The organism is Exiguobacterium sp. S3 (assembly GCF_018617295.1).
GTDB lineage: Bacteria > Bacillota > Bacilli > Exiguobacteriales > Exiguobacteriaceae > Exiguobacterium > Exiguobacterium profundum.
In genome coordinates this window covers 169,466-181,912 of record NZ_JACSJW010000004.1, presented here as the reverse complement: position 1 = coordinate 181,912, position 12,447 = coordinate 169,466, and the positions used below count along the sequence as shown (strand labels likewise).

Genomic DNA, 12,447 nt, shown 5'->3' with positions numbered 1-12,447 from the left:
AAACAAGAAAAGCCACCTGAATGAGGTGGCTTTCGACGTTTATCCGGCGCGGTGGCTACGGATTTTTTCAATCTCATCGAGGACGAACTGAACGTTTGTGCCGACAATGACTTGAATATGGTTTGGACTGACGACTTTGATTCCCGGAATACCGGCTTTTTTGATTTGATCTTGGTTGACCGTATCCATGTCTTTGACATCGACGCGTAGGCGTGTGATGCACGACTCGATGCCTGTGACGTTGCTGTCACCGCCAAGACCGTCATAAATCATATGTGCCATTGCTGAGTATTCGCTACCTGAAGCTGATGCGACCGGAGCGACTTTCGCTTCACCGTCTGCCGTCTCACTTGCAACCGCATCGACGACTTCATCTGGTTCACGGCCTGGCGTCGCCAAGTTGAGCTTCACAATCATAAAGCGGAAGATGACGTAATAAATGACTGCGAACACGAGACCTTGAACGATGAGCATGTACGGTTGGTTCGCAAGCGGCAAGCGTGAGCTCAAGATAAAGTCGACCAAGCCTGCGCTGAATCCAAAGCCAGCTGTCCATTGGAACGTTGCTGCAACGAAGAGCGAAATTCCTGTAAGGACTGCGTGTACAAGGTAAAGAACTGGAGCGAGGAACATGAATGAGAACTCGAGCGGTTCTGTTACACCTGTGAAGAATGAAGCGAATGCCGCTGCGAGAAGAAGTGAAGCGGCTTGTTTTTTCCGTTTCGTTTTCGCTGTGTGGTACATCGCGAGTGCTGCGGCCGGGAGACCGAACATCATGATTGGGAAGTAACCTGCTTGGTACATCCCCGTTACACCTTTTTCACCTTGACCTGACCAGAAGTTTCCGATGTCGTTGATTCCTGCGACGTCGAACCAGAATACAGAGTTGAGGGCGTGGTGAAGGCCGGTTGGAATCAAGAGGCGGTTAAAGAATCCGTAAAGTCCGGCACCGAATGCGCCAAGTTTTGAAATCGATTCACCGAAACCGACGAGACCTGTATAGACGACCGGCCAGATGAAGTAAAGAGCGACCGATACAAGAATCATCGAGAAGGCTGTCATGATTGGTACGAGACGCTTCCCACTAAAGAAGGCGAGAGCATCTGGCAATTTGACTTGACTGAAGCGGTTATACATGGAAGCGGCGACGAGACCGGATAGAATCCCGACAAAAGCATTCCCAATCTTACCGAATGCCGGGTTGACGGCTTCTACGTCGATTCCTTGGAACAATGCTACCGTTCCTGCGGAGAGAAGCGTTGTGACCGTCAAGAAGGCAACGAGTCCACTTAGTGCTGCTGAACCGTCACGGTTCTTAGCCATTCCGAGCGCGACCCCGACTGCGAACAGAATTGGGATGTTATCAATAATAGCGGCCCCTGCCTTAATTAAGAATGCAGCGGCAATGTTTTCAGATCCCCAGCCGACTGGGTCAATCCAATAACCAATCCCCATGAGAATGGCAGCAGCCGGTAGTACGGCGACCGGTAACATGAGGGAACGTCCGAGACGTTGGAAAAAGTTCATCATTGTTGATTTCCTCCTTTTTGATGGTGTTGATCTTGTAGACGTTGGATGTGAAGCGTAATATAACCAAGTTCTGACTCGGGCAAGACGATGCCATAGGTCTCTTCCATTTCTTTTGCGACATCTGATGCACACGCATAGGCAGACGTGAACTTCGTCTGAATCATGCGGAGCATGTCTTCATCAATCGTATGATGATCGTAATGGTTGACCCGATCCATGACGAACCGTAAATGAGTTAATAATCGTTGGTAGGATAAGTCATCTTCTTCAATGGATACATCGAGTCGTCGTGAAATCGATTGAATCATGTCGCGGACAATTGTTGTCTGTTTGACCGTCTTGCGTAAATCACCTCCTTTCACTTTCATCGTATGAATATGAAGCGCGATAAACGCAGCTTCGTCTTTCGGCATTTGGACGTTGAGCTTTTCAGCGATATGCTCAATCGCCCATAGTCCAATCTCATATTCATTCCGATAGAGGATTTTAATCTCGTTCAACAGTTTGTTGCGTAATGAGATGCCATCCATTTCCCGCTCGATGGCGAACGAGATGTGGTCGGTCAAGACAATGTGGATATGTTCGTTGAACGATGTCTCGAGACGTTTTTCCGCATAAGAGATAATGTCCTCGGAAACGGTGAAGTGTTCAACGGGAATCCGGCTCAATAACTGTTGGAACTTGTCATTCTCTGGCATGATGAACAACTTTTCGATTTTATGGGGATTGACGATGTCGTTCTTCGCTTTTTTAAACGCGACGCCAGGGCCAATCGCAATCTTTTCTTCACCCTCGTCTGAGACGATGACCGCATTGTTGTTTAGAATCTTTTTGATTTTAATCATGTGTCCTCCTTATTCCGGAGTCACGCTTCCACTCGGGCGACAATCGTCTTGCCCGGAACAGCTTCCTTCGTGAACGTGAAGGCGTAATGATGGGCAAGTGCGCCACCATTCGTCACGACCATTGGCGTGACCGTGTCCTTACCAGCTTGATGAATTTGCGCCAAGTCTGCTGTGAGTAACAGCTGTCCCGTCTTGACGTGGTCGCCCACATCTACTTGAAGATCAAACGGTCGACCTTCGAGTTCAACGGTATCGAGTCCGACGTGTATCAAAATCTCAGCCCCATCCTCGGTCCGAATACCGATGGCGTGCTTTGTTGGAGCGATTTGTACAATCTCTCCATCAGCCGGTGAGACGACGGCACCGTCTGTTGGTGTGATGGCAATGCCATCGCCCATCATTTTTTCACTAAAGACCGGGTCCGCAACTTGTTCGAGTGGAATGACGTCTCCTTCCATTGGTGAGTGCAGTGTCGGTTTGTGTCGATTCATTAACTTATTCCATAGCATGTCTACTACATCCTTTCTTGAAACAAAACACCGAAAAACAAAACAGGCATGGAGTATAGACGGGTGGCATGCACCGTACGTCTTACCCCATGCCTGATCGAATCAGTCACATGTGATCACTATTCGTTTCTTCACGTTCAACATAACATGTGTTGGTTTGAGACACAAGTCTTTTTTTGAAAGCGTTCTCTAAAATTTTACAAGGGAACGAATCTATTGTATAGTAAGGGCGAATCTAAGTAAGAAAGGTGTTGCATGTTGATGAGTGAGGTTGTATCTGCCTAACGAACTGAAAAATGTCGGATGACACGTCTTTTTGTCATGCCGTCATGTTCCGTTACAGATACCGCCCATCAAAAACTGCCAGACACCCGTCTGTCTTTTTGCGTTGGTCGTCATCGACCGACGCTTTTTTGTTTGCGCGGTATCTCGATTCTATCATTTGAGGAGAGAGAAATATGAACGAACAAACATTTGAAAAATTACAATACAACGAATTGATGATGAAAGTAGAACGCTTCTGCATCAGCGGATTCGGGAGACGATTACTCAGACAGCAACGCCCAACGAGCCACATTACAACGGTGAAGAAGCGCCTGCAAGAAACATCCGAAGCCCGAGCGATTTTAGATGCGACGTCACACGTCCCGTTCATCGGTGTGTCTGACATGGAGACCATTATCGGAAAACTGCAACGAGGCATCCAACTCGAGGCAACAGAACTTGAAGCGGTCGCCGAGTTTTTACGAGGGGCACGCAAACTCAAGCGATTCATGCTCGAGCATGAATTCTTTGCACCGCTTCTTTCGGCTTATGCTGCCGGTATGGGCGAATGGCGAACGTTAGAAGAAGACATCACACAAGCGATTCGAGCCGGACAGGTCGTCGATGAAGCATCGAAAGAGTTGAAGCGGATTCGTAAGCAAGTCAACATTTTAGAAGGACGAATCGAGGAACGATTGACCAAGTTTTTAAAGAGCGCCGCCAATCGCGAGATGATCCAAGACGGATTTGTCACGAAAAAACAGGACCGCTTCACCATTCCAATCAAAGCTTCTTATAAGCATAAAGTGGCAGGGACGATTGTAGATACCTCGAATCGAGGGACGACGGTCTTTATCGAACCGGAAGCAATTGCGAAGTTAAACGCTGAACTTGTCGTCAAGCGTACAGAAGAAGCGGTAGAGGTGTATCAAGTGCTAGCGACGTTGACGGGAGCGGTGACAGAAGTCCTTCCTGACATCGAATCGACGCTCGATGTCATCGCCCAGTACGATATGGTCTTCGCAAAAGGGAAGTACAGTCAGTCGATTGACGGGGTGACACCACACGTCAATGCGAGCGGTCGCATCCGATTGAAGCAAGTACGTCATCCACTTTTAGAAAGCGCTGTGCCACTTGATTTTGCCATCGGTACAGACTATCGTGGCTTGATCATCACCGGACCGAACGCCGGAGGGAAGACGGTCGTCTTGAAAACGATTGGACTCCTTAGTCTCATGACGATGACGGGACTGCATATTCCAGCTCACACCGATACGATCATTTCGACATTCGATGAGGTGTTCGTCGATATCGGAGATAATCAAGACTTGGAATCGGCACTCAGTACGTTCTCTGCACACATGTACAATGTGGCGAATATCATGCGGACCGCTGGAAAACGATCGCTCTTGTTATTCGATGAGATTGGGAGCGGGACGGAACCGAACGAAGGAGCCGCTCTTGCGATTGCCATCTTAGAAGCGGCATATAAACGGGGCGCGATTGTTGTGGCGTCGACGCATTACGGAGAAATCAAATCGTATTCTGAAGCGCACCCGGATTTCATGAACGCTGCGATGCAGTTTGACCCAGAAACGCTTGAACCAAAATACCGACTGCTCATGGGACAGTCTGGCGATAGCAACGCCCTCTTTATCGCCCGTAAGATGAAGTTACCGGAATCGATTCTGAAACAGGCATCCCGTTACATGAACGAGAAAACATATGATATTACGAAAGTCGATGATTCTAAAATTACGCGAGAAGTGGAAATGGTACCACTTGAAGAGGAAGAGCACTTTGAAACAGGTGACCGTGTCCGCTTGTTAGAAACGAATCAAGTCGGTCTTGTCTATTCGTTTGATGCATCGCGTCGACATGTCCGCGTGTTCGTAGATTTGGAATATGTAGAGTTGCCGAGCCGCCGCGTTCGTCTTGAGGCACGCGCGACAGAGCTCTATCCGGCTGACTATGATTTAGATACGTTGTTCACGACGTATCAGGAACGTAAGGAAGCTCACGACTTTGCTCGAGGATCAAAGAAAGCGTTACGACGAGTGGAGAAAGAGATTCGGGAAAGGAAGAAACAAGAGCACTCTAAACGTAAATGAATGTAGCATACGGTGAAAGGGTAAGAGCACATAAAGAGAAATCTTAATGTGGGAGGGGCTTATGTGTTCGAGTTAAGTTTTTGGTTTGCACTCGGTTTTGCTGTGATTCACTTTTTTTCAGGAAAACTCATTCACGTGCGTGAAGTGCCGAGAAGCCGTTTTTTATCAGTGGCTGGAGGGATTGCCGTTGCTTATGTATTTCTTCATCTGTTGCCAGAGTTAAATGAATATCAACGCGAACTTGAAGGAGAGATTAGAAATAACGTCTTTGCTTCCCTCGAGAACCATATCTTAATCATCAGTATGTTAGGACTGGCTGTCTTTTATGGGCTCGAACGATTTGCAACGGCCAATAAGCGTAAACAAAAACCGTATGTGTTTTGGATTCACATTGGTTCATTCACGTTATATACGTTTAGCATCGGATATGTGCTCGCAGAAAGTGAATTTCAGTCCAATGGCACGATGTTTCTTTATTTTTTAGCGCTTGGTATACACTTTGTCACGGTCGATCAAGGATTGCGTCAGCACCATCAGCAACTTTATGATCGACAAGGGCGCATCTTCTTAGCGCTTGCTGTACTCATAGGGTGGGCAGTTGGTACCTTTGCGGAAGTGAATGATCTCGGTTTATCGATTGTTGTCGCCTTTTTAGCAGGTGGCGTCATCTTGAACGTCATGAAAGAAGAATTGCCTGCTGAGCGAGAGAGTAGTTTTGGTGCATTTTTGATTGGTTTATTAAGTTATGCGCTGTTATTGCTCGTCATATGAAAAGGGCAACCACCGCGAGTGGCTGCCCTTTTGACTTATAAGCTATTGCTTTGATTTTCTACGTTGCTGTCGCTCTCTGTTGAAGCATCGTCATCTGAAGAAGTTGAGTCGTCATGGTGTGGACCGTGACCATAGTGACCACCTTCACGTCCACCGCGCATACCACGAATATCTTCCAAGTCATCGTAACTTGTCACATCGGCAAACCGTTCTTCGTGGTCCGCAAGGATTTGATCGGCTTCTTCTTGCGTCAAGTTTCCTTCTTCCACAGCGGTTGCGAGTTTTTCTTCATGCGACGTCATGATCGCGTCGATGAACGCTTCAATTGAAATCCCTTTTTCTTCTGCGAGTTCAGGGAGAGATTGCCCGTTTTCGCGAGCCGCATCCACTTCTTCTTGCGTTAAACCGAGCGCTTCGATGAGAGCGGCATGCCCTGCTTCTCGGTCACCGAACATACCAGGCCCTCGTTCACCACGTTCGCATTGTGTGGATTCCGTCGTTGTCGATTCATCAGTCGTCGTGTCATTCGTCGCGGCATATACGCCTGTGCCTGAGACGGCCAATAGACCGGCTAAGGCGATTGCTAGTTTTGTTGATTTCATGTGTATCTCCTCCTTTGTTACTTCAAGTGTAGGACTGAACGCTTCGGAAGTTGTGAGGGAGTTGCAAGATTTCTGCAAATTGTCTTTGGGAAACGGTGGGACGTTTGATGGGTACGATATAATGGATGTGGAGGCGATATGAGATGAACGTACTCGTTGTGGAAGATGAACTAAAACTGGCGGACGGCATGTCCCGCTTTTTAACATATTCCGGATTTGAGGTGACCGTGGCGATGACTTTGAGTGAGGCGAAACAACAGTTGCATCAACGATTTGATGCAGTTTTATTGGATGTTCGACTCCCTGACGGAGAAGGCTGGACCTTGATTCCGACATTAAAAGCGCAACAGCCCGCACCTGCTATTATCCTGACGACGGCTCGTGGTGAGGCGGATGATCGCGTGTTCGGATTGGAACTTGGCGCAGACGATTATCTAGTCAAACCCATCGTTTTAAAAGAATTGGAGATTCGACTGAAACGTCTCGTCAAACAAACCGATATGATTCAATTTGGAACGCTCACCATCGACGTCAAATCGAGAATGGTACAAGAGAACGGACATCCGCTTCGATTAACGAACAAAGAGTATGAGTTGTTACTGTATCTTTGGAAACATGTCGGGGAGGCGTTAGACCGGAACCGCTTGCTCGATGAGGTGTGGGACTACGCATTCGTCGGAGATACACGAACGGTCGACACCCACATTAAACAACTGCGGGACAAATCGCCGACCTTAAAAGAACAGTTGAAGACGGTGCACCGGGTCGGTTATCGATTAGAGGAACTGTCATGAATCGATTAATGAAGAAGTTACTTTGGACGGCCATTCTACCACTTGCAGTGATGGCACTTTTAACATTCGGACTCACGTCATTATTGATTGGACGCTTCGCAGAAGAGGAGACGTACGCACAATTGGAGCGCGAGGCGGCGATTGTGTATGAAGCCATTCAAGAGGGCCGTGGAATCCCAGGGCAACTTGACGTGCTTGTATTTCAAAATGGGCAGCGGATCGAGTTCGAACGAGGCGGACGGATGCATCGCATGATGCCAATCAACCTCGATCCGAATGATTTAGAGATTCAGGACGAAGTGGGTGTAAATGGTACCCGCTTCTTGACGTATCTGAAAGAAGGAGGGGACATTCAAATCGTGACGTATAGTCCCGTTCCGTTTTCAAATCCACAATTCCAGCAAATCTACCTCATCTTAGCGGGTGGGTTTATTCTGGCCCTACTTGTCGCAATCGCTGTTACGTATTGGATGAGTCGTCGGCTCACGCAACCGCTCGTCGAGTTGAAACAAGCGACCGCATCCATTATGGAGGGGCGACACGATATTAGCTTGCCGAGCGTGACGAACGATGAGATTGGGGATTTGACCGTCACCATCGGACAGATGAACACATCACTTCAAGAAAAAGAGGCGCTTCAAAAATCATTTATCTCTGGGGTCACACACGATGTGCGTACACCGCTCGCTATCGTTCGAAACGAGGCGGAACTATTAGAGCTCGGTGTCGTCCATGAAACAGAGATGGCCACAACCGGTAAAAGCATTACCGAGGAAGTGGACCGGATTGACCGACTCGTCAATCAGATGCTCGAATACTCTAAATTGTCCGCAGGTTCGATTCCCCTTGAAATGGAATCGATTCAACTGGATGAATTGGTTCGTCTGTTGACGCCACGCATGTCTGAGTGGTTCCGACAAAAAGACGTGACACTCGACCTCCGACTCGAAACGGTATCAATCCAAGCTGATCGATTGGCGATGGAACGAGTGCTCTCGAATTTCATAAGCAATGCGTATGAGGCGAGCCCTGTCGGGGGAAGAATCACTATCACTCTAACCCCGAAGCGATTAGAAGTGACCGATGAAGGAAACGGGGTTGATCCTTCCATTCAGCATGCGATATGGGATATGTATGTGAAAGGAGATCGCTCCAACGGCCATGGTTTAGGTCTCGCTATCACGAAATTACTTCTTGACGCACAAGGACTTTCTTACGGGGTCGATTCAGATAAGGGGGCGACGTTTTGGATCGGATGGACATGACTTTATTTTTACGAGGGGTACGGTTAGAGAGGGAACGCATTCATTCAACGGGTTATCCGTACTCGTTACCAATCTTTCAGACACTCGATGAACTGACGTTTCATCATCCTGTCACGTTTCTTGTTGGAGAGAACGGGAGTGGGAAATCGACGTTGATTGAAGGGATGGCGGTGGCGGCCGGATTCAATCCGGAAGGCGGAGCGCCGTCCTTCCAATTCGAAACAGAGTCGACACATAGCTCGTTGTATGAGGCGTTGCGTCCGATTCGAGGACCATATCGACCAAAGGATGGCTTTTTCTTACGCGCCGAGACGGCATACCAGCTGTCGAGTTATGTGGATGAGATGGCGAAATTAGGACGAGATCCTGAGCGGTTTTATGAATCATACGGCGGACGTTCTCTTCATGAACAGTCGCATGGGGAAGCGTTTCTCTCCCTCATGTTACACCGATTTCGTGGAGATGGTCTCTACATTTTGGATGAGCCAGAGGCCGCATTGTCACCGATGCGCCAACTGACGATGCTCGCGCGCATGCATGAACTCGTACAATCCGGCAGTCAATTCATCATTGCGAGCCACTCCCCCATCTTGATGTCGTATCCAGGTGCGATAATTTTGCAAGTGGAGACGGGGCTTACTCCGACAGCGTTTGATGATCTGGAACATGTCAAGGTCATGCGTGACTATTTGGATGCGCCAGAGCGGATGCAGCGAATCTTGTTTGAAGAGTAAAAAACGGTCACGATGTAAGCGGTTTACTTTTTATGTTGACGTCAAGATTTATAGGGAGTATGCTTATATCGAAAAGAAGAAAATCCACTTTAGGATTGTTACTGGTGATGCAGGCAAAACCTAAATTGACGCCACGACTGTATGTTGGACGTTGGTGTGAATTTAGGTTTTTTTCTTTTTAGTTCAGTCGAATGAGAGTGAGGTGAGGAGACCATGCAGATTTCAAAAGTGTTCAATAATAACGTCGTAGCAATTGATGCGAACGGTCAAGAACAGGTCGTGATGGGGCGCGGGATTGCATTTCAAAAACGGCCAGGCGATCCGATTGACCAGACGCGAATCGAAAAAATCTTTACGCTCGAGAGTAAAGAAAGTTATGAGCGTTTCGTTCACTTTTTAAATGAAATGCCGACGGATGAGATGGAGACGGTGAAACAGATTGTCAGATTAGCCGAAGAGCGATTAAAACAACCTATTCATGATTCGCTCTATGTGACGCTAGCGGACCACCTTCATTTCGCGCTTAGTCGGTATCAGGATGGAATCCAGATTCGTAACCCTCTCGTTTGGGAAGTGAAACGATTTTATGCTCCGGAGTTCGCTGTCGGCAAAGAAGCGGTAAAATTGATCAATGAGCGGCACGAGGTCAACCTGGATGAAGATGAGGCGGTAGCGATTGCCTTACATCTCGTCAATGCGACGATGTCTGGTGTCAAAGGTGAGAACCTGCATCTTGTTACCGAGATGACGAGAGCCACGCAAGCGATTCTGACAATCATTACGTATCATTTTCAAATCGAATTGGACGAAGAGTCATACGCGTATGCACGCTTTTTGACACATTTAAAATATTTTGTGCAGCGCCTTGCATCAGGAGAGAAGGTCAAGTCAACGGGTGACGAAACCTTATTCCTGATGGTGAAGCAGAGATACCCGGAAGCGTTCGAATGCGTTGAAAAAATCGCCGGGTTGATTGCGACGAAATATCATTACGACGTATCGATGGACGAACGGCTGTATATGATGATTCATATCGAAAACTTAATGAAAGAACGTCGATCCTAAGGATGGTTACTGATGACGCAGGCCAAACCTAAATGACTACACCTTTATTTGTGTAGTGATTTAGGTTTTTCTTTTTATCCAAAAACATGAGGAGTGAACAAGATGGACCAATATAAACAACTGGCAGAGACGATTGTGCAGCATGTCGGTGGGAAAGATAACGTCAAAAGTGTCTTTCACTGTGCGACACGACTGCGTTTCAAATTAAAAGATGAATCAAAGGCAAATGCGACTACGCTGAAGGAACAAGATGGCATCATCACGGTCGTTCAAAGTGGAGGACAATTTCAAGTCGTCATCGGGAACAATGTACCATACGTCTACAAAGAGGTTGTTGACGTTGGTGGTTTCCAGACATCTTCGACTGATGATGAAGAAAAATCAGGAGTATTCAACCGATTGATTGATGTGATTGCCGGAATCTTTACGCCGATTCTTGGACCGATGGCAGGTAGTGGTCTGTTAAAAGGGTTGCTCGCCATCCTTGTCGCGTTTGGATTATTGACAGAAGAAATGGGCACATATGTCGTCTTAAATGCTGCGGCGGATGCACTATTTTATTTCCTACCTGTGATCTTAGGACATTCGGCGGCTAAGAAGTTTGGTGGAAACCCGTATATTGGGATGATCATCGGTGGGGCGCTTGTCTATCCATCGATTGTGGCAATTCAAGGAGCAGGTGAGTCTCTAACGTTCCTTAACGTACCTGTCGTCTTAATGAGTTATGCGTCTTCAGTAATCCCGATTATCTTGGCGACATATGTGTCTTCAAAAGTCGAAACATTCTTTAACCGTCATACGCATGAAGCTGTACGAAACTTCACAACACCGATGATGGCGTTGTTACTCGTTGTCCCGTTGACGTTTTTAGCAATTGGACCGGTTGCGACGTATGCGAGTCAAGGTTTAGCGAATGGTTACTCGTTCTTGTATGAGTTGAGCCCAACCATCGCCATCGCGTTCATCGGTGCGTTCTGGCAAGTGCTTGTCATGTTCGGGCTTCACTGGGGGCTTGTGCCAATCATCATCAACAACTTATCGGTTGTTGGTATGGATACGATCGTTGTCGGTGTATTGATGGCAACATTTGGTCAGGTCGGTGCTGTTTTGGCAATCACGTTAAAGGCAAAAAATCCAAAAGTGAAAGGTCTCGGAACCTCTTCTACGATTGCAGGTGTGTTTGGAATTACGGAGCCGGCTATCTATGGCTTGACGCTTCCCCGTAAAAAACCATTTGTGTTTGGGGTTGCGGGTGGAGCGGCTGGTGGTGTCGTAGGAGGTTTGTTCGGTACGGCGGCTTATGCGATGGGAGGCCTCGGAATCTTTAGCATCCCAGTCATGATTCCTCCAACGGGTGTCGATTTAGCCTTTTACGGCGCATTTATTGGAATGGCGGTTGCAACAGTAGTCGCTCTCGTCTTGACGATGGTCTTCCACAAAGAAGAAACGACCGTCGAGTCGACAGAAAAAGTGGTTGTACAATCAATCTCTGAACAAGTCGGCTTTCCTGTATCGGCTCCATTGAAAGGAGAAGTCGTGTCGCTTGAAACGGTTCGTGATGAAGTGTTCTCAAGCGGGGCGATGGGGAAAGGGATTGCGATTATGCCTTCAGAAGGCGCGGTATATGCACCGTTTGACGGAGAAATCGTCACGGTCTATCCATCGAAGCATGCAATCGGTCTTCGATCTGATACAGGTGTGGAAGTATTGATTCACATTGGATTAGATACGGTCAAGCTAAATGGACAGTATTTTGAAACGGTCGTTACGGACGGTCAGAAAGTGACAGAAGGAGAACTGCTCGTCCGATTCGATATAGATGCCATCGCTCGTGAAGGGTATGACACCATCACCCCGATTATCGTAACAAACACCGAACATTATCTCGATGTCTTACCGGTTTACACAGGTGTGGTTGAAGCCAATCATGGCGTATTGCGTGTCATTGTATAACAAA

The 12,447-nt window shown here is 47.5% G+C and carries 11 protein-coding genes; 7 read left to right on the top strand and 4 right to left on the bottom strand.

Going from position 1 to position 12,447, the window contains the following annotated elements; all coding sequences use genetic code 11:
• Positions 1-39: 39 nt before the first annotated feature.
• Genes nagE through KNO65_RS11880 form a run of 3 tightly spaced genes read right to left on the bottom strand, consistent with a single transcriptional unit; the run spans position 40 to position 2,884 of the window.
• Entirely contained in the window at positions 40-1,530 is a 1,491-nt protein-coding gene (gene nagE / locus KNO65_RS11890) for an N-acetylglucosamine-specific PTS transporter subunit IIBC (protein WP_015880354.1), read from the bottom strand.
• On the bottom strand, positions 1,527-2,375 hold the full coding sequence (locus KNO65_RS11885; RefSeq protein WP_015880355.1) for a PRD domain-containing protein: 849 nt from the start codon (positions 2,373-2,375) through the stop codon (positions 1,527-1,529). The genes nagE and KNO65_RS11885 overlap by 4 nt, the downstream gene beginning before the upstream one ends.
• Positions 2,376-2,395: 20 nt before the next feature.
• The gene (locus tag KNO65_RS11880; RefSeq protein ID WP_015880356.1) at positions 2,396-2,884 is read right to left on the bottom strand and encodes a PTS sugar transporter subunit IIA; all 489 of its coding nucleotides are present in this window, start codon (positions 2,882-2,884) and stop codon (positions 2,396-2,398) included.
• Between the two features lie 458 nt (positions 2,885-3,342).
• Between KNO65_RS11880 and KNO65_RS11875 the strand changes: the two genes are divergently transcribed.
• Both KNO65_RS11875 and KNO65_RS11870 read left to right on the top strand, forming a co-directional pair.
• Positions 3,343-5,259 (top strand): endonuclease MutS2, encoded by a 1,917-nt coding sequence (locus KNO65_RS11875; protein WP_214784408.1) that lies wholly within the window; start codon positions 3,343-3,345, stop codon positions 5,257-5,259.
• A 63-nt stretch (positions 5,260-5,322) separates the two neighbouring features.
• The gene (locus KNO65_RS11870; protein ID WP_214685029.1) at positions 5,323-6,030 is read left to right on the top strand and encodes a hypothetical protein; all 708 of its coding nucleotides are present in this window, start codon (positions 5,323-5,325) and stop codon (positions 6,028-6,030) included.
• 35 nt (positions 6,031-6,065) lie between these two features.
• Here KNO65_RS11870 and KNO65_RS11865 read toward each other — a convergent pair whose 3' ends face one another.
• Positions 6,066-6,632 carry a hypothetical protein gene (locus tag KNO65_RS11865; protein WP_214757615.1) on the bottom strand — a complete coding sequence of 189 codons (567 nt, stop codon included), beginning with the start codon at positions 6,630-6,632 and terminating at the stop codon, positions 6,066-6,068.
• A 143-nt stretch (positions 6,633-6,775) separates the two neighbouring features.
• Between KNO65_RS11865 and KNO65_RS11860 the strand changes: the two genes are divergently transcribed.
• The 5 genes from KNO65_RS11860 to KNO65_RS11840 all read left to right on the top strand — a co-directional run bounded on the left by KNO65_RS11860 (position 6,776) and on the right by KNO65_RS11840 (position 12,443).
• Positions 6,776-7,426 carry a response regulator transcription factor gene (locus KNO65_RS11860; protein ID WP_078146057.1) on the top strand — a complete coding sequence of 217 codons (651 nt, stop codon included), beginning with the start codon at positions 6,776-6,778 and terminating at the stop codon, positions 7,424-7,426.
• A complete protein-coding gene (locus KNO65_RS11855; protein WP_214784405.1) occupies positions 7,423-8,691 on the top strand; it encodes a sensor histidine kinase in 1,269 nt (422 codons plus the stop codon). The genes KNO65_RS11860 and KNO65_RS11855 overlap by 4 nt, the downstream gene beginning before the upstream one ends.
• Entirely contained in the window at positions 8,682-9,425 is a 744-nt protein-coding gene (locus tag KNO65_RS11850) for an AAA family ATPase (RefSeq protein ID WP_214784616.1), read from the top strand. Before KNO65_RS11855 ends, KNO65_RS11850 begins: the two co-directional genes overlap by 10 nt.
• Before the next feature lie 213 nt (positions 9,426-9,638).
• Complete coding sequence (gene licT, locus KNO65_RS11845; protein ID WP_214784403.1) at positions 9,639-10,490, top strand: BglG family transcription antiterminator LicT; 852 nt, start codon at positions 9,639-9,641, stop codon at positions 10,488-10,490.
• Positions 10,491-10,592: 102 nt separating this feature from the next.
• Entirely contained in the window at positions 10,593-12,443 is a 1,851-nt protein-coding gene (locus tag KNO65_RS11840) for a beta-glucoside-specific PTS transporter subunit IIABC (RefSeq protein ID WP_214784400.1), read from the top strand.
• Positions 12,444-12,447 lie beyond the last annotated feature (4 nt).